This window comes from Yoonia sp. 67-2 (assembly GCF_035117555.1).
Lineage (GTDB): Bacteria > Pseudomonadota > Alphaproteobacteria > Rhodobacterales > Rhodobacteraceae > Yoonia.
Map to the genome: position 1 here is coordinate 1 of NZ_JAYKPK010000010.1, position 17,723 is coordinate 17,723.

A 17,723-nucleotide genomic window follows, 5' to 3' on the forward strand; every position below is an offset into this window, starting at 1 on the left:
AGCTGGTCTCCATTGCAGATACCAGTTTGAATCATGCCTGCGGCCCGATGTGAATCCCTTTTGTCAACACGGCCTAGGTAGGAACAGATGCTTTCAAGCAAATACTGGGCACACTTATTGTAAAACTTGTGAGCATTTCCTTTGATTTCTGATTTATAACTTCCAAGGGTCTGCTTCCTTGAGATCACAGCAAAAAATCGCACTGGAAGTCTATTCAGTTCACGGGCTAAAAATACTTTTTGAGTATGGCCAAGTTCAGTTGCGTGTTTCCAGCTCTTCTTGCCAATTTTATCTTTTGCGTCAGAAAGGGCGTTTTTTGCAAGAACCTCCGCTGTTGGCTGACAAACTACCGCGGCCATGACAAAGTACGGAGACGCACCAACAGATGAGCCGTCGCGTACTTTACCGATGCCCGCCTCGCCGCTTTCGTCAATGTAGATATTAAACTTCACTCCGTGTTCTCAACGAAAACGCCACTTAAACTACCTTTCACCCAAAACCCCCATAAACTCCCGCCATTCCCCCTTGCTCATGCCGGAGGTTTCCTGTGTCACCTCTTCCCCCTTGAGCATCATCCGCACGCAGTCAATCGCCTTGCCCGACAATGTCGCCCCACCCATCCGGTAATCCTCGAACGCGCCATAAGCCGCAGGGACCCAATCGGCGACCAGCTTGCAGATCTCCTCCGCATAAACCCGGATTTCATATTGCGCATGGGCATCCGCGCGCAGCCGCAGGAAATGGAACAGATTGTGCAGATCGACCTTCCAATACCATTGGGTATAGATATTCGCCGGCAGGTTCATCCGCGCCAATTCCCGCGCCAGACCCTGCTGGCCATCATCGGAAATCATCTCGGCGTAATGATCATAACACCGCGCGGCATCGTCCTTGAGATAGGCGAGCACCCGCGCCGCCTCTTCCCCCGAGAGCGCCTCGCCCCGGCCCTGATTATTGATCACCGATTGCGCGGCCAGATGTTCGGGTGCCGGAATATAAAACTCCCGATCCAGAATCGAATAGCGCGCAGAATATTCGTTCACATTCGCGGTCCGGTGCCGGATCCATTGCCGCGCGACAAAGACCGGCAGTTTCACATGCAGCTTGATCTCGCACATCTCGAACGGGGTGGAATGCCAGTGCCGCATCAGATAGCGGATCAGCCCTTCATCATTCTGCACCGATTTGGTGCCACGGCCATAAGACACCCGCGCCGCCTGACAGATCGCAGCATCATCGCCCATGTAATCGATCACCCGGACAAAGCCGTGGTCCAGCACGTCATAAGCCTTGTAAAGATGCGCCTCCATCCCCGGCGCCACGGCGCGCAGGGTGGGCTGTGGGTTGGCACGCAAAGTGTCGATTTCGGCCTGCTGGTCGGGGGTGATGGGCATTCTATTCTCCGGTTCGGGGGATTCTATCGCGCCACTATAGGCAAAGCGGTGTTGTGGCAAAACCTCATAGCGCAGTCTCAATCAGGACGTGTGCAGGTCAGGCGTTGACAGTCAGGCGATGCGGCAGAATGGTCATGGAAAATAAACAACAAGAGGCCGATGCTGTGACCAGACTTGTTATTGCCATGATGGCATTGGCCGTCCTTTCCGCTTGCGATGCTGTCAGCGTTCTTGACGAAAGCGCAGCGCCGCCAGCGCCCGTCAATATCGTGCCAGAAGCCATCGCGGGCGATCTGAAAGCGGCGTCCTATGCCGCCGCCACTGACACGATGGTTATCCGCATCACGCTGGACGCAAATACATTGGACGCGGTTTACGCCCGTGATGATCGCTTTCTTGTGCCGGGCTATCTTGCCTTCACGACACAGGACGACCCGTTGGACCGGTTCGTCACAGCGTTTTACCGCAGCTCCGCTGACGGTTCTGTGCAGGCGTCGCTGGTCATGGATGGCGGCCAGTTCACCAAATATTTCGGTGGAACCACCTTTGGTCAGACCGGGACCTATACCGCCCCTGCCCAAGGCCTTGCCAGCTATGCCGGGACCTATGTTGGCATGCTGAATATCGGCACCCGCGACGGGACTTTGCCATCCGATCAAACCGGCGAACGCCTGCCGGGGCGCGCTGTGCGTGTCACCGGGGACGTCTTTTTGAACGCCGATTTTACGAATGGCGCAGTCAATGGAATCGTCGATGGCCGGACCTTTGGCGATACTGTGACGGGATTGTTTGACGCTGGCGACCCGATGCCAAGCATCTTCTTGGTCCCGGCACCAATTGCGGCGAACGGCTCGTTTGCCGGTGGCGTGGAAAACCGGGCAGAAGACAGCCTCGGGACCTACGCCGGCACCTTTGGCGGCAGCAATGCAGCGGGCGTCGCCGGAGGGATAAGGCTGACCGGGGACTTCCTTCCCGGCCTCGACAAAGAAGAAGAATATGGCATCTTCGTTCTTGATCAATGCGGCAGCACGCCTGTCGTCTGTGACAGCGTCAACACACTCAATGATTAAACTGACTGCAATCGCTGCGGCGGCTTTTCTACTTGCCGCCACAGCCAACGCACAAACCACGCTTGACCTGTCGCTGGATGATGCGCGCGCGCTTGCCTCGGAGGCCTTGTTCGCTGGCGACCCGACACTCGCGCGCGACATTGCCGAGGCGATCCTGGCGCAAGCGCCGGATGACCGCATCGCGCTGACCATCGTCGCTGCCGCCGCCCCGCAGCAAGGTGATGCGCGCGCAGGCAGGATCGCGGGGGGGCGCGCTTTCGCGCTGTCGCAGACCGATGCCCAAAGATATGAGGCCGCGCGCCTGACCGCCCTTGCCGCCGCGAATGAGGAAAGGTTTACCCTGGCGACGTTCTGGCTGCGCCGCGCCTTGATTGCCGCCCCGACCCCCGAAGACCGCACGCAGACGCTGGCCGATGCAAGGCTGGTCCGGCAACGCAACCCGTGGTCGTTTGACTTTGGGGCAACCTTGGCACCATCCTCCAACATCAATGGCGGGGCTGCGGATAGTGTCGCCTCGGCCCCCGGCAATCCGACCGGTACCTTGTCGGATGACGCACAGGCGCTGGCGGGCTGGCGCGGATCGCTGACGCTGGGGGCGACCTATCGGTTGCAGGAAAACGCGACCAGCCGCACGCTGATCGGCGCGCAATATCAGGCGGCCCGCGTGCGGATCACCGATGATGTCGATGTCCCGGACGAGGCTTTGTCGACCAATGTCGCCGAACTCAACCTGCGCCATGACCGTGTACTGGGCAGCGGCAGCATCAGCGGGCAGTTATCCTATACGATGGTGGATTACCGCGATCTGGATTCCTTCACCTTGATGACCGAGGTGCAGAAATACGATATCTGGGGCGTCGATCTGGACCGGCGCGTGCCGCTGGGTGAAAGGGCCGAACTGACCCTGTCATTGGGGCGCAGCTGGACCGAATATGATCTGCGCCGCATCGGGCGGGTCACCCGGACCAATGCCGGCACGTCGCTGGCTTACCTTTTGCCCAATGATGACCTGATCCGCACATCGCTGAGCTATGGCAGCAGTGACGCCGACAACCTCAATTACATCACGACCGATTGGACGGCACAGGTCAGCTATGCCATGGCCGCCCCCGTGGGCCCCGTCAGCCTGAGCATGGCAGGCGGCGTGACATGGGCGGATTACCCGGATTATCGCCTGCTGTTGTCCGTCCCCGGCGGGCGGCAGGATACCAGCGTTTTTGCCACGCTGAACATCGGGTTTCCGCAGGTCAGCTATGCCGGTTTCACCCCGGTCCTGTCGGTCACCGCGACCGCGACTGACAGCAATGTCAGCCGCTTTACCCGCGATGCGCTGTCTGCCGGTTTGTCGGTCAGATCGGAATTCTGACCCCTACCAGGCTGACCGGATCGACAGCAGATTGATTGTGGTTCCCTGCTGACAGAAAGACGCCTGGGCCTGATCGCCGGTGATGCGGACCCTGTCGCCGGGCTGAAACCCCGCCGTCTGGCCTGCCAATGTGTAAAGCCTGCCATCATCGCCGCGCACCGCCGTGCAGGTGATCCCTTCGCGGGTGATCGTGCCGGTCACGTCGATGACCGGGCGCGCGCCACTGTCGAGCAGCAGGATCTGGCTGGCGCTGATGGCCACCCCCTGCCCGCAGATGGAATTGCCGGTGCGGGTGCCGGTGACTTCGACCCGGTCACCGGGGCGCAAAGGCCGGGTCGCTGTGCCTGCGATGGTGTAAAGTGTCCCGTCATCGCCGCGCAGGGACTGACAGCTCCGCCCTTCGCCGGTGATCGTGCCGATGACGCGCAGGCTCTGCGCGACAGGCGCCGGGGCGGGCCGTCCCGGCTGCGGGGCCAATGTGGATGGGACCCGCAGGGTCATGCCGGAATAGATCAGGTTGGTGTTGCGCAACTGCGGATTTTCCGCGCGCAATTGCCCGACGCTGACACCACAGCGCCGCGCGATACCGCCAAAGGTTTCACCGGGGCGGACCTGCACCGATGCGCCGCAGCGCGCAAAGGACCCCTGCCCCCAGGATGTCGCGGGTGGTGCTGCGGCCACCGGCGGCCGATAGACAGGGGCAGCGGCGTTCCGCCCCGGCATATAGATCAATTGCCCGACATGAATGCGGTCTGGCCGGGTGATGTCCGGATTGGCGGCCAGCAGCGCGGAAAGATTGGTCTCGCAGTAATTCGCGACGCGCTGCAATGTATCGCCCGGCGCGATGCGGATCGCATCCCCGCAGGCGGGGTTCACTGCCCATGCGGCAGGGGCGATTGCGGTCATAGCGATTGCCACCGCCGCCACACCGCAAAGCCGCCCAAAAAACCTGTTCGCAAAACCGAAATCCGGCATGATCCGATCATCCTCATATAAGATAAGGGCGGAACCCCAATGCCCGCCTGTCGGGGTCAGTTCAGGACAGGTTGCCATTTCAGGCAATATCAGACCGCTGCTAGCCGATAACAGGCGGGGTCAATCGTGGGGTTGGGCCGCTTTCATCACATCGACAGGCGTATCGATCGCTTTCAACATCGCGCGGATCCGTTCGATATGGACCTGCGCATCCTTTCCCCGTTCGACGAGCGCGGCAGAGGATTTCCCTTCCAACCGCGTGTTCATGGTTGCAAGCAGGTTCTGCCGTTCTTCGAACATCCGCAGCGCGGACCAGAGCGTTTCTTCGATCTTGGCCGATTGCACCGCCAGCAGCACGGCAGAGCTGAAAGCATGACCGGTATGACAGCGGTAGCGCAGGAAGGCGCCATCCTTGATCTGCCACAGCACGCCGCCGCAATCGGGGCAGTTGAACGGCACCTGATCGCCCAAACGCTCGACCGAGGGCAGATCGCTGAGCACCCGCCGGGCGATCCGGGATTCGATCACGATATCCTCCGGCGGCGCGATCTGCGGTGGCGGCGGTTCGCGGACCAGCTTGGTCAGCAGCGACCCCATGCGCGCCACCGGCAGGCAGTAATCCACGCCGACATTGGCGATGACAGATTGCGGCATGTCCGGGTGGGTCGCATCAGCGGGGTCCTGCGCGATGCAGATGCCGCCACACCGCTTGATCGCCATCATGCCGCTGGTGCCGTCATCCAGATAGCCGGTCAGGATCACGCCGATCACCCGGTTGCCATGCGCCACCGCCGCCGAGCGGAACAAAGGATCAATCGCCGGGCGTGACCGGTTTTCGCGCGCGCCTTTGCTCAGCACGATACTGTCGCCTTCGATCATCATATGCTGGTCCGACCGGGCGACATAGATATGGCCCGCCACGAAACGCAGCCCATCATCGGCGTGCTGGCAGTGCAGCGGCCCGGCCCTGTCAAGGATCTGGACCAGCATATCGCCTGTCGTCTCGGGGCTCATGTGATTGACGATCAGGACCGGGGCGGGGAAGTCAGCCGTGAATTGCGCCACAAGCGTCTTGAGCGCATCCATACCGCCAGCAGAGGCGCCGACGACGATGAGCCGGGGCAGATCAGGGTGATTCATCCGGTTCTCCTTTGGGCCGCGCGCAGGGCGTTGAGAATGAAACCCGCGCTGGGGTGCCTTCGTTCCCTGCCGGGGCTGCGACACTGATCTGGTTGCACGGGGTAAAATCCGCGCTGACGCTGCGTCCGCCCCTCTCATATTGCCGCGATGCGGCATTATATGAGGATGAGAAACAATCACTGGTGAAAAGAACTCAGATGACCGATGTCATTGCAGCACCAAACCCGACCTTGCTGGCGGGGACGCTTGTCGACTGGCGGCGCACGTTGGGGTCGCATTATCTGCGGCTCGGGCGCGCATCGCGCCAGCGCCGCTTCATGGCGGCCCTGCCGGATCAATCTATCCGCATGATCGCCGATCAGGCTGGTCCCGATATCGTGCTGGGGATCAAGGCGGATGGCCGTGTCGTGGGTGTGCTGGAGATCTTTCCGGGTAAGGATGCCCATGCCGAGATCGGGATTTCTGTCGAGGATGCCTATCAGGGGCGCGGTTTCGGCAGGGCCTTGTTTCTTGACGGATTGGCTGCGGCGCAGCGGATCGGGGTGCGTACGGCGGATCTTTACTTTGCCAGCGAAAACACCGGTATCCGCCATCTGGTGCTGGCCGCAGGTGGGCAGATCACCCAGCACGGTGCCGATTGCGAGGCGCATATCGACATTGACCGCTGCAATGCCGGGGCCACAGACCTGTACGACGCTGCGACATCCGCAGGAACAGCGCGGCGGTTGCGGGCGTTGACAGGGCAGACAGCAAGCGATGCCCTGCATCACAAATAAAATTCAAGAAGGAAGATAACATTATGAAAATTCTGATGATCCTCACATCGCATGATCAATTGGGCGACACGGGCAAGAAAACCGGTTTCTGGCTCGAAGAATTCGCAGCACCCTATTACGTGTTCAAGGATGCCGGTGCCGAGATCACCTTGGCCTCGCCCAAAGGCGGCCAGCCACCGCTGGACCCGGCCAGCGACGGCGATGACAGCCAGACCGCGGCGACCAAACGGTTCAAAGAAGACGCCGATGCACAACAGGCGCTGGCGCAGACCGTCGCGCTTTCCGGCGTGTCAGCCGCTGATTATGACGCGGTGTTCTATCCCGGCGGGCACGGCCCGTTGTGGGATCTGGCCGAAGATCGCGATAGCATTGCCTTGATCGAAGCTTTTGCCGCGCAGGACCGCCCGATTGGCGCGGTCTGCCATGCGCCCGGCGTGTTCAAACACACCAAAGCCAATGACGGCAAATCGCTGGTCGATGGCAAAACCGTCACCGGCTTTGCCAATAGCGAAGAAGACGGCGTTGGCCTGACCGATATCGTGCCATTTCTGGTCGAGGATATGCTTAAATCCAATGGCGGCACCTATCACAAAGGCCCCGACTGGGCCTCTTTCGTGGTGGTTGATGGCAAGTTGGTGACCGGGCAGAACCCCGCCTCTTCTGAGGAAGCGGCGGAAAAGCTGCTGGCGCTGCTCTGACACCAGACGGGGCGGTGCTTTTGTGTCGCCCCCTTTAGCTGCTGGCCGATGACCGGCGCAGGGTTGCCACCGGCAATTCGCCGAACATCGCCCGGTAGCGTTGTGCGAACCGCCCCCAATGCAGAAATCCGTGATCGGCCGCGACCGCCGAGACGGTGACAGCGCGAGCATCCGCGCGGGCGAGAATACGGTGGACATGCGACATCCGCAGCGCCACCAGCATCGCGTCAAGGTCCTGATCCAGCGTGTCACGAAAGGCCTGACGCAGGGCGGCGGCAGGCAGGTCGAGCCTTTGCGCCAAAGTAACCACCGACAGGTCCGATTGCGGTATATGTCGCATCCCATCCAGACAGGCCCGCACGATTGCGGCGGGGTTACTGCGCTTTGGCTTGCTGACGCGGCCTGTGTCCGGCACCAGCGCATCGATCACAAAGCTGAGCCTGTCAGCAATCAACAAAGGCGCGATCCGGTGCAGATCGGTCACGTCACTGCTGCGCGCGAAACTGCCCAGCAAGAGCGCGATCCATGTGATGAAATCGCTCGTCTGCCCCGCGATGCGGTGCCAGTAATGCGTGGTTTCGGCCAGTGCCGCTGGGGGCGTGAAGGTCACCCCGATCATATCGAGCGGGCCGGTGACCATGACTTCACGTTCTTCGGCGAAATGCAGCAGGAAGGTTTCGCCTTTGTGATACTCGCCATAATGGTTGATCGCATCGGCGCTGCCCGGCAGTGCGGCGGCAAGATTGACCTTATCCTGCGGCAGACAAAAGCGGTTGATCAGTGGCAGGTTGGTCTTTTCACGGAAAATCGTGATGTCGCCAAAATCGATCTGCGCGATCTCGCCATGGAAAGCGCCGCCTTGCAGCAGATGATATTCCTGTTGCCAGCCGCATAACGCATCTTCTTGCAGCACATGATGCTGATAGTGGCCGGTGCGGATCTCGGGCCGGTCGCTGGCCTTGTTTTGCAGGTCGATCAAACCATCCATCGCGATATCCTTTTGCCATGCAGGAGCAATCACCCGCCCCGCTAGGGCGGAAGTCCAGTTGGGCAAGGGTGTTGCGTCCTGATTGTCACAAAACTGATGAAATTTTCAGCGCATTTCGGGGGTCCGGCTGGATAGCCGCCCGTCTGTTGCACCGCCTAGCTTGGCATCACCCATACCAATCAGGAGACAGACGATGATTCTTAGAACAGCGCTGACCGTGACCCTTTCCGGTCTTGCGGCGCAGGCCATGGCGCAGGATGTGCCCGCCCCGATCGAGCCCGAGACCCTGACGGTGGAAGAGGCAATCGCCCCCGGCCCGAACCTTTTCGCAGTGGATTCGTCTTGGAGCGGTGCGAGCAATATTTTCATCGTCGGGGCCGATGATCTGGCGATGAAGGGCAATGTCAGCCCCGGCATGCAGGCGCTGATGGTGCTGAATGATGCGGGCGATACGCTGTTTTCCGCATCCAACTATCTGGAACGGATCGTTTATGGCACCCGCACATCTGTCGTGCAGGAATTCGATGTGCAGACCGCCAGCGTCACCCGCGAAATCGAAATCCCCGCGAAAATCGCGATGGTCGAGGTGCAGCCGGGGCTGATGTCGCTGGTCGATGACGAAAAATACCTGCTGGTGCAGAATGCCACGCCTGCGACCTCTGTGACGGTCGTTGATCTGGCGGCGGGCGAGGTGCTGGCCGAAATTCCGACACCGGGCTGCTGGATCATGATCCCCGCGGTGACCGGGCCGAAATTTACCACGATCTGCGGCGACGGCACTTTCGCCAGCTTTACCTGGGGTGCGGATGGCAGCTTTGGTGACCCGGCCCGGTCCGAAGTGATCTTTGATCCTGATGGCGATGCCCTGTTCACCAATGGTGCGCGCGTGGGTGAGATGATGGTTTTCGCCTCTTACGAGGGCAATCTGTTTGTCGTCGATGACAGCGGCGATGTGCCGGTGCTGACTGAGACAATCGCGATGACAGACGGAATCGACGGCAATTTCGCACCGACCGGCTCTGAACTGATCACCTATCACGCAGGCACCGGCACGCTCTTCGTGCTGATGCATGGCGATGCCTATGACGGGTCGCACAAGGACGAATCGACCGAGATCTGGGCCTATGATTTCGAAGCCCGCGAATTGCTCTATCGCTCGAATTCCAACGGGGAAAACTCGCTGCTGATGGCGCAGGGCGAAACCCCACGGCTTTATGGGGCGGGTGGCGATTCCATCTATGTCTATGACATCGATCCCGGCGCACGTTTCGCCGCCCGTCATGTCGATACGTTCGAAGGTATCGGCTCCATCTCCATGATGGCGACAGCGGAATGACGCTGTTTGCTGATGTCACGGCCCTGTTCGGGCTGGCGGGCACGGCGCTGATCGTGGTGATCCTGCTGCAGGCCTTCTGGCACAAGACATCTGCCTTCTGGGAAGTGGTCGGCTTTGCCCGCGACTACGATCTGATCCCGGAAAGCTGGACCGCGCCAGCCGTGCGGTTCCTTGCGACGGTCGAGGCTTTGAGCATCCTGTTCTTGCTGTTGCCGCTGAGCCGGAGTTTCGGCGCGCTTTTGGCCGGTGTGCTGTTTGCCGGCTACGGGCTCGCGATGTTCGCAGCATTGCGGGCGGGCAAAACCAGCATCCATTGCGGCTGCGGTGGCCCACCACAGCTGATTTCCGCCGTCACGCTGGGGCGTAATGCCGCCCTGACGCTGATCGCGCTTGGCGTGGCCTCTGTCCCTACCGGGCAGGTCGCGCCGATGCAGGCGGCGGCGGCAGTGCTGATCGCCCTGACGCTGTGGTTTGCGATCTTCGTGATGGAACATCTTGACGCCAACCGCGGCCAGATGCGCCGGGCCGCGGCACAAAATCAAAAGAAAGGCTGAATATGACAACGCTTCTTCTATTTCTGGTGATCGCGCTCTGGATCGTGATGCTGGTTCAGATCGCGGCCACTTTGGCCCTGTCGCGCCAGATCGGCGTGCTGTTTGAACGGGTCACCCCGGTCGGTGCGATGATTTCCGACGCAGGCCCCGATATGGGCACGCAGGTCCCGAATCTGACCCTGCCCAATCTGAATGGGGCCGAGGTAACCTTAGGCAAATCCGCCCCCGGTCGCAGCCAGATGTTCTTTTTCCTTTCCACCTCTTGCCCGATCTGCAAGGCGCTGTTGCCCACCTTGCGGTCGATGAAAGGGTCGGAAAAAGACTGGCTCGACATCGTGCTGGCCTCGGACGGGAAAGCCGCCAAACACCGCGACCTGATCGCGAATGAAGGGCTGGCGGATTTTCCCTATGTCCTGTCGCCCGACCTTGGCCTGACGTTCAAGGTGGCCAAACTGCCCTTCGCCGTGCTGATCGACGAGACAGGCCAGATCCGCGCCAAAGGTCTCGTGAACAACCGCGAACAACTCGAAAGCCTTTTTACCGCTGCTGAAATGCGCGTGCCGTCTGTGCAGGCGCTTGTGCAGATGCAGCAGCCCCTGCCCCAGCCCATCTGAACCGGAGAAAGCCAATGACAAAACTGATCGACACAATCCTGAACCGGCTGGACCGTGCCGCCGAAACCGGCAGCCGGGCGCAGGCCCGCAGCCATGGACGGCGCAGCTTTCTGGCCCGGCTTGGCGGCACCATCGTCGGTGCCGTGGCCGTGACCCCGATCCTGCCGTTTGACCGGCGCGCCCATGCCGCTGGCGAAGGCGGCGATATCTGTGCCTATTGGCGCAATTGCGCGCTGGATGGGTATCTTTGCGAAGAAACCGGCGGATCGATGACATCCTGCCCTGTTGGCTCCGAAGCCTCCTCCGTCTCCTGGGTCGGGACCTGCCACAATCCAGAGGATGAGCGTGACTATCTCGTCAGCTATAATGATTGCTGCGGCAAGGCGATGAACAACACCGCAACCTTCTGTTTCCGGTCCGAACGTGAACGGCCCGGTTACCGGATGGGGCTTTATAACGACATCAACTGGTGCATGGCGAATACCGATGCCCAGGGTTATTATTGCACCGTCTCGGTCGTGGTTGGGCAGGCGACCTGATGACATTGCACGCAAGATCAACGGCAGCCCTGTGGGGCTGCCTGACTTTCGCAGCACTCCCCGCGCTGGCGGACCCGGCTGAAATCTTTGCGGGTGCCTGCGGTGCCTGCCATGGCGCGGCAGGTGAGGGCATCCCCGGCTTCGCGCCGAAACTCGACCGGCCCGCATTCTGGCAGGCGATGGGCGATGACGCACCGACCTATCTGGGCGGCGTGATCCTGTCGGGGCTGGCCGGGCGGATCGAGGCGGATGGCCAGACCTTTGTCGGCGTCTCGATGCCAAGGCAAGCCAATCTGGAGGATGCAGAGATCATCGCGATTGCCGATCATATTCTCGCCAGTTTCGGCGCAGAGGATCAGAGCCTGTCACCCGAAACACTGGCCGCCCTGCGCAGCGATCCACCAAGCCACGCCGATCTTCTGGCGATGCGCAAACCCGAGGAATAGCCATGACATCATCCTTTACGCTGTGTGCGCTGGCGGTCGGCCTGACCGTCACGCTCGCCCTGCCCGCGCAGGCCCAACGCGGCAATTGGTCCGGCAATGGCATCCGCCCTGTTGCCCGTGACGTCATGCCCGAGACAAGCTATTCGGCGCAGACCAATTTCGTGCTGCGCTGCTCTGGCTGCCACGGCACGGCGGGGCTGGGCACGCCGGATGGCGAAGTGCCGGCCTTTCCGGATTCTGTTGGCCATATTGCAAACAGCGATATTGGCCGGACCTATATGATGCATGTGCCGGGTGTGATTTCGGCCAGCCTGAGCAATGCGGAGATTGCCGAGGTGATGAATTTCATCCTCGCCCAATATTCCGATGGCAGCGCCGCCCCCTATACCGAGGCCGAGGTGAATGCCCGCCGTGCGATCCCGATCGAAGATGTGGTCGCCTACCGCCGCGTCGTGGCACAGGAACTGGCCGCCGATGGCATCACGATTGCAGATTATCCCTGGCCCTGACACAGGGATTGCCGCGCCGGTGCGCAGATCTGTCGACCGGCACGCCCGCCTTGGGGGACGCGCGGGTGAGCACGGCAGATCTGTCGGGACCGGTGACCGGCGAGGCCAACAGAGGCTGACAATGGCGCGAGGCTGATTGGACGGGCATATCTGTTTGAAAAATGGTGCCCCCACACGGACTCGAACCGCGGACCTACTGATTACAAATCATAAGTCAAACGTGCGCTGTGCATTGGCCGAGAGACCAGGCAAATCCTTGATGACGCGAACATAAGAACGGCCCATCAGCTTTGGAGCCTCAGGGTGGTCGCTTGCATGGATCAGATAGAACGATTTACGTGAAGCTGCCTTATCTTGATAGACAGGGTAGTAGTTTACAAATCGATAGCCAAGTTCTTCGGCGAAGCGACCGGCAAACATCTTCGCAAAATCAACTTGGGAAAGATGCAGCTGGTCGCCCCAATCATCCCCACCCCACCACTGATTTATTTCAGCGATGCGAGCCGGTGTGCTTGAGCTTTTCAATGATCGGTGAAGCCAGCTGACGCCTAGAAAATACATCATTTCAATTTTGTATCTACCACTTCGGCCAGCAATTGCTTGAACCGTGGCCCAATGACATTCTGTGGTTCGCTGATCCAATAGTACAAAGACAGCAGTCTTGCGGGTCATGTAGGGCGTCTGCAAAATCATCCGTACGGTCTTATTGAAGTCACCAGGCATTACATGGACGTGTCGCGGACTGTATGTTTTGTGGTGCGCTCGCTTCAGTTCTTGCAGTTGCAACAAGCCTGCAGGGTCCATTTCGCATAGCCAGCAGCGACGAAGTCGAGGTGGCTTAATCTCCAACACACGACGTGCCGTCCAAGCTGATGTATGTTCTCTGCTCTGCGGCGCAGCAAAACCATCTATATACAATCCGCCGCGAGTAACCCTCTGAAAGTTCTTCAAATAATCTGCTATCAATAGGCTTTTATCGTTAGACTGTATCGGTGGTGGTGTTCGCCAAGTCTGCGGAATTGTCGCGCCCTCTATCAATGACGACACTTTCGTAGGCTTGCGACCGAGGTCGGCCCCCTCAAAAAGATTAGTGGGTTCGCTGTTTACGCTGTTTTCACCTTCGGAAGACCGTCCCACTCTTTCCCGTCCAATACGCGGCCTGCCAGCTTTTTGCCAACACGAACCATTTCTGTTCCGTCCTGAGCCATCCTTTTTTTGGCAGCGGGTAAATTCAGACCGTTCCCTGGGGCCCAGTCCCCCCATTGCTTAAAATGGAAAGCGACTTGATTCGCCATACATTGTGTTAAGAGAGACCGGAACCAATCTGGGGTTGCCGGACGGGCTTTGGGGCCACTTTCGCCTCCGGTAATGACCCAATCAATCGAACTCTCCAACCAGTGATCAATAATCAGGGGGCCTAAGAGCGGCTCTGCCGATATAAATTTAACCTTTGCGGGAATAGCAGCTAGATAAGGCAAAAGCTCGTCTGCACGCGCCTGCAACTCTACCGTCGTGCCAAGCCACACATTGTCAGGCCATTCCCCTCCCCAGTCTGCGAGAGATAAAACATTCTGCGGGCGCTTTGTGAGCAGCAACCAATCTAAATGTGGGGTTGCTTTTATCAGCTCAAATAGTCGAGCACGAGGTTCAACAAGTTCAGGTCGATCTTCAAACACATCTGCCATCGATGCACAAAATACTCGCGGTCGTTCCTGAAGGCCTGCCGCATCTCTGTTCCATTTGATCGGCTGCGACCAGTGCTTGTCACCAAACATTCGGCGGTCGGACTTTGGTCCCCAAACATCTTGGCCAACCCGCTTAGCCCAGCTTTCAGCATAGCAGTGCTTACACGCTTCGGAGACCTTCACACACCCCCACCAAGGATTAAAGGTGTGGGTTGTCCACTCTATCTTTGAGTTCGCGCCCATATCGGCCTCCGTTTGTTCTTGTTTTCTTCGCACAGATATTCATTCGAAGAAAGTCAATGATTTCGCCCCAGTCACTCCCGGACAGTATGTGTCTATTTCTCAGACGAAGGCGGCGACAAACTGCCGCTTTCGGACACCACAGATACACATTTAAGAAGTCTGTCCAACTCGGACCAATTCGGACAGTCGGACGAACAAAAACCGTCACACACTTAACCTATTGATTTTTATGATTTTTCTGGTGCCCCCACACGGACTCGAACCGCGGACCTACTGATTACAAATCAGTTGCTCTACCAGCTGAGCTATAGGGGCACTGGTGCCGGGGATTTGCTCCGGTTGCGGGCATATAGCAGGGGGAAATGCGGTCTGGCAATGCCGATCTGACGCAAATCGTGCAATTATTTTTCCTGCCGTCTTACCTGTTGGTGCGCGCCAGCAGCGCCACGGCGGCGAGACCAACCAGCGTGATCATCAGCGCGGCCGGTGCCGCCTCTGACAGGTTTTCGAGTGAGGCTTTGGCATGCACCCGTGTGGCCAGCGTTTCATAGTTGAAGGGCCGCAAAAGCAGGGTTGCGGGCAGTTCCTTCACGATATCCACGAAGACCAGTAGCAGCGCCGATCCCATCGAGGCGCGGACCAAGGGCAGATGCACAGCGCGCAACGTGCCGCCCGCGGTCCGCCCCAGGGATCGTGCGGCCATTGGCAGGCTGGGCGGCACCCGGCCCAGCGCGGCATCGGCGGTGCCTTGCGCGATGGCAAAGAAGCGCACGACATAGGCCAGCACCAATGCTGCGGCCGATCCGGTAAAGATCAGCCCCGGATCGGCAAAGCCCAGCGCGACCATGGCATCGGCTAGCCGGTTATCAAAAGCCGCGAGCGGCACCAGAATGCCCAGCCCCAGCACGGCGCCGGGTGCGGCATAGCCGATCGCCGTCACCGGCATCAGCAGCCGGGGCAGATCGCGGCGCGACAGGCGCACGCCGTAGACCATGAACACACCGCCCACCACCGTCAGCACAGCCGCGATGCCGCCGACCGTGATCGTATGGGTGACCGCGCGGCGCAGGCCGGGGGCAACCCACATGCCTGCATCAAAAGCATGGCTCATGATCACGGTGACGGGCAGCACGAATCCCACCAGCACCGGGAACAGGCAAAGGGCGGTGGCGGTCCAGGCTTTCCATCCCGCCAGATCCTCGGGCGCGACGGGGCGGGTGCCGCGGGCCGAGCCGAAGACCCGGATCTTGCGGCGGCTGAGCTTTTCGGCCAGCACCAGCAGGACGATCACAGTCAGCATCGTGGTGGCCAGTTGCGCCGCCCCCCCCAGATTGCCCGCCTGCAGCCAGACCGAGAAGATCCCGGTCGTCAGCGTCTGCACGGCGAAATAATCCACCGTGCCGAAATCATTGACGGTTTCCATCATCACGATGGCCACCGCTGCGGCAATCGCCGGGCGCGCCAAGGGCAGACCGACGCGGAAGAACCGGCCCCAGGCCCCTGCCCCCAAGGCGCGCGCGACCTCGAATGCCGCACCGGATTGTTCGCGGAATGCGGCACGCGCGAGGATGTAGACATAGGGGTAAAGTGCGGCGCTGAGCACCAGAGCTGCCGCAGGCCGGGTGCGGATCGCGGGGAACCAGTAATCGCGCGGTGATTGCCAGCCAAAGGTGTCGCGCAGGGCGGTTTGCACCGGGCCTGCATATTCCAGAAAATCCACGAGCGCATAGGCACCGACATAGGCCGGCACCGCGAGCGGCATCAGCAGCGCCCATTGCAACAGGCTGCGTCCCGGAAAGCGGTACATGACGATCAGCCAGGCTGCCCCGGTCCCGACGACAGCGGCCAAAGCGCCGACGCTGAACATCAGCACAGCGGTATTGGACAGATAGCGTGGCAAGGTCGTGCTGATCAGATGCGGCCAGATGTTTTCCGTGGGCGTCAGCGCAAACCAGACCACCGCGACAATCGGCACCAGCACCATGACAGCAATCGCCACGGCCCCTATCGACCACGGATCAATCCATCGCCGTTGCAGCCTGCCGGTATAAATCTGACGGTTTTCATCGGACATTTGACTGCCATAATTGAAACAGGTTTCACTGTCCAGAATGCCCGTTATGCTGTATCGCAGCGCAAACCAAAGGACCAGCTATGCAGATTGCTTTTCACATCGGCGCCAATTGCACCGACGAGGATCGTTTGCTCAAATCCGTGCTGAAGAATGCCGATGTGCTGTTGCAGCAGGGAATCGGCGTACCCGGCCCCAGTAAATACCGTGTCCTGATCCGCGAGGCGATCCAGAGTATTGCCGGAACCGAGCCTGACCCCGATGCCCGCGACATCCTGCTTGATGCGATCATGGAGACAGAGACCCTGCGGCGATTGGTCCTGAGCAATGATAATTTCATCTGCGTGCCGACAAGGATTTTCGACCATGACATGGTCTATCCGCAGGCCGAAACCAAAGTGCGCGCCCTGCACCGGCTGTTTCCCGATGATGAGATTGCGTTGTTTTTCGCAATCCGCAATCCGGCGAGTTTCCTACAGGAAACCATGCGCCGGGTGAAGCTGGGCAGGCTGGAGGATTATCTTGGCATTCTTGGCCCGGATGACCTGCGCTGGTCCGATGTGATCCGCCGGATCAAGCAAGGCGCGCCCGAGACGCCGCTGACAATCTGGTGCAATGAGGATACGCCGTTGCTTTGGGACCAGTTGATCCGCCGCCTGTCAGGGGCTGATCCGCAGACGCAGATCAGCGGCGGACTGGATCTTTTGGCGAATGTGCTGACCCCCGAAGGGCTGACCGCCCTGACCGCGCGATACGGGCAAAACCCCGATGCGACGGAGGCCCAGCGCCATGACATGATCGCCGCGATCTGGGCCGATCATGCCCTGCCCGAGGTGATCGAGGATGAGATCGATCTGCCAGAGCTTGATGCCGATATGGTTGCCCATCTGACCCGGCTTTACGAACAGGATCTGGACGTGATCGCCGCGATGCCGGGGGTCGAGTTGCTGTTGCCGTTCCGCTGACGGGTCGCGCCGGAAAACTTTTATGCGCGCCGCGCGAGGATATTTATACTCGGAAGATGGGGGTTACGACATGCCCAGCGCGGACATATACAGGTCCATCACGGCTTCTTCTTCGGCCAGATCATTCGCGTCGCGTTTGCGGATTGCGATGATCTTGCGCAGGACTTTGGTGTCGTAGCCGCGGCCTTTGGCCTCTGCCATCACTTCTTTCTGGGCGTCGGCGATGTCTTTCTTTTCCGCCTCCAGCCGCTCAAAGCGTTCGATGAACTGGCGCAGCTCTTCTGCGGCGACAGAGGATGTGGTTTCGGTGATTGAATCGTTCATGACGCTCTCCTGACGGGTTGGGGGTTGTTA

General features: G+C 59.9%; 20 protein-coding genes and 1 tRNA gene. 11 read left to right on the forward strand and 10 right to left on the reverse strand.

From position 1 onward, the window contains the following. The coding region (locus VOY09_RS14900) for a DUF3800 domain-containing protein (protein WP_322895072.1) at nt 1-452 on the reverse strand (452 nt) is incomplete at its 3' end. 30 nt (nt 453-482) lie between these two features. Beyond that, on the reverse strand, nt 483-1,394 hold the full coding sequence (gene thyX / locus VOY09_RS14905) for an FAD-dependent thymidylate synthase (RefSeq protein ID WP_322895073.1): 912 nt from the start codon (nt 1,392-1,394) through the stop codon (nt 483-485). Between the two features lie 164 nt (nt 1,395-1,558). On the opposite strand from thyX, the gene VOY09_RS14910 reads away from it, so the two are divergent. Beyond that, entirely contained in the window at nt 1,559-2,464 is a 906-nt protein-coding gene (locus tag VOY09_RS14910) for a hypothetical protein (protein WP_322895074.1), read from the forward strand. Continuing rightward, a complete protein-coding gene (locus VOY09_RS14915; RefSeq protein WP_322895075.1) occupies nt 2,457-3,830 on the forward strand; it encodes a hypothetical protein in 1,374 nt (457 codons plus the stop codon). Before VOY09_RS14910 ends, VOY09_RS14915 begins: the two co-directional genes overlap by 8 nt. Nucleotides 3,831-3,833: 3 nt before the next feature. On the opposite strand, the gene VOY09_RS14920 is transcribed toward VOY09_RS14915, so the two are convergent. After that, a complete protein-coding gene (locus VOY09_RS14920) occupies nt 3,834-4,736 on the reverse strand; it encodes a LysM peptidoglycan-binding domain-containing protein (RefSeq protein ID WP_323811291.1) in 903 nt (300 codons plus the stop codon). Between the two features lie 189 nt (nt 4,737-4,925). Then, on the reverse strand, nt 4,926-5,945 hold the full coding sequence (locus tag VOY09_RS14925; protein ID WP_322895077.1) for a chemotaxis protein CheB: 1,020 nt from the start codon (nt 5,943-5,945) through the stop codon (nt 4,926-4,928). A 197-nt stretch (nt 5,946-6,142) separates the two neighbouring features. Between VOY09_RS14925 and VOY09_RS14930 the strand changes: the two genes are divergently transcribed. Continuing rightward, complete coding sequence (locus VOY09_RS14930) at nt 6,143-6,721, forward strand: GNAT family N-acetyltransferase (protein WP_322895078.1); 579 nt, start codon at nt 6,143-6,145, stop codon at nt 6,719-6,721. A gap of 23 nt (nt 6,722-6,744) precedes the next feature. After that, nucleotides 6,745-7,419, forward strand: a complete 675-nt coding sequence (locus tag VOY09_RS14935) for a type 1 glutamine amidotransferase domain-containing protein (protein WP_322895079.1) — start codon at nt 6,745-6,747, stop codon at nt 7,417-7,419. A 34-nt stretch (nt 7,420-7,453) separates the two neighbouring features. Here VOY09_RS14935 and VOY09_RS14940 read toward each other — a convergent pair whose 3' ends face one another. Next, the gene (locus VOY09_RS14940; protein ID WP_322895080.1) at nt 7,454-8,407 is read right to left on the reverse strand and encodes a helix-turn-helix domain-containing protein; all 954 of its coding nucleotides are present in this window, start codon (nt 8,405-8,407) and stop codon (nt 7,454-7,456) included. 193 nt (nt 8,408-8,600) lie between these two features. On the opposite strand from VOY09_RS14940, the gene VOY09_RS14945 reads away from it, so the two are divergent. The 6 genes from VOY09_RS14945 to VOY09_RS14970 are packed head-to-tail and all read left to right on the forward strand — an operon-like array spanning nt 8,601 to nt 12,405. After that, nucleotides 8,601-9,743 (forward strand): amine dehydrogenase large subunit, encoded by a 1,143-nt coding sequence (locus tag VOY09_RS14945; protein WP_322895081.1) that lies wholly within the window; start codon nt 8,601-8,603, stop codon nt 9,741-9,743. Next, on the forward strand, nt 9,740-10,297 hold the full coding sequence (locus tag VOY09_RS14950; protein ID WP_322895082.1) for a MauE/DoxX family redox-associated membrane protein: 558 nt from the start codon (nt 9,740-9,742) through the stop codon (nt 10,295-10,297). Before VOY09_RS14945 ends, VOY09_RS14950 begins: the two co-directional genes overlap by 4 nt. A gap of 2 nt (nt 10,298-10,299) precedes the next feature. Continuing rightward, entirely contained in the window at nt 10,300-10,911 is a 612-nt protein-coding gene (locus tag VOY09_RS14955; protein ID WP_322895083.1) for a redoxin family protein, read from the forward strand. Between the two features lie 14 nt (nt 10,912-10,925). After that, entirely contained in the window at nt 10,926-11,450 is a 525-nt protein-coding gene (locus VOY09_RS14960) for a methylamine dehydrogenase light chain (protein ID WP_322895084.1), read from the forward strand. Then, nucleotides 11,450-11,896 (forward strand): cytochrome c, encoded by a 447-nt coding sequence (locus VOY09_RS14965; protein WP_322895085.1) that lies wholly within the window; start codon nt 11,450-11,452, stop codon nt 11,894-11,896. The genes VOY09_RS14960 and VOY09_RS14965 overlap by 1 nt, the downstream gene beginning before the upstream one ends. 2 nt (nt 11,897-11,898) lie before the next feature. Continuing rightward, complete coding sequence (locus VOY09_RS14970) at nt 11,899-12,405, forward strand: hypothetical protein (RefSeq protein ID WP_322895086.1); 507 nt, start codon at nt 11,899-11,901, stop codon at nt 12,403-12,405. A gap of 207 nt (nt 12,406-12,612) precedes the next feature. On the opposite strand, the gene tcmP is transcribed toward VOY09_RS14970, so the two are convergent. From tcmP to VOY09_RS14990, 4 genes are all read right to left on the reverse strand, one after another. Then, nucleotides 12,613-13,542, reverse strand: coding sequence for a three-Cys-motif partner protein TcmP (tcmP, locus tag VOY09_RS14975; RefSeq protein WP_322895087.1), 930 nt, complete (start codon nt 13,540-13,542; stop codon nt 12,613-12,615). Further along, entirely contained in the window at nt 13,509-14,333 is an 825-nt protein-coding gene (locus tag VOY09_RS14980) for a phage Gp37/Gp68 family protein (RefSeq protein ID WP_322895088.1), read from the reverse strand. Before VOY09_RS14980 ends, tcmP begins: the two co-directional genes overlap by 34 nt. 239 nt (nt 14,334-14,572) lie before the next feature. Next, a tRNA-Thr gene (locus tag VOY09_RS14985) sits at nt 14,573-14,648 on the reverse strand. Between the two features lie 103 nt (nt 14,649-14,751). Further along, entirely contained in the window at nt 14,752-16,407 is a 1,656-nt protein-coding gene (locus VOY09_RS14990; RefSeq protein WP_322895089.1) for an iron ABC transporter permease, read from the reverse strand. A gap of 80 nt (nt 16,408-16,487) precedes the next feature. Between VOY09_RS14990 and VOY09_RS14995 the strand changes: the two genes are divergently transcribed. After that, nucleotides 16,488-17,369, forward strand: a complete 882-nt coding sequence (locus tag VOY09_RS14995) for a hypothetical protein (RefSeq protein WP_322895090.1) — start codon at nt 16,488-16,490, stop codon at nt 17,367-17,369. 63 nt (nt 17,370-17,432) lie between these two features. Here the strand turns inward: VOY09_RS14995 and VOY09_RS15000 are convergent, their stop codons facing one another. After that, the gene (locus VOY09_RS15000) at nt 17,433-17,693 is read right to left on the reverse strand and encodes a DUF2312 domain-containing protein (protein ID WP_322895091.1); all 261 of its coding nucleotides are present in this window, start codon (nt 17,691-17,693) and stop codon (nt 17,433-17,435) included. Nucleotides 17,694-17,723 lie beyond the last annotated feature (30 nt).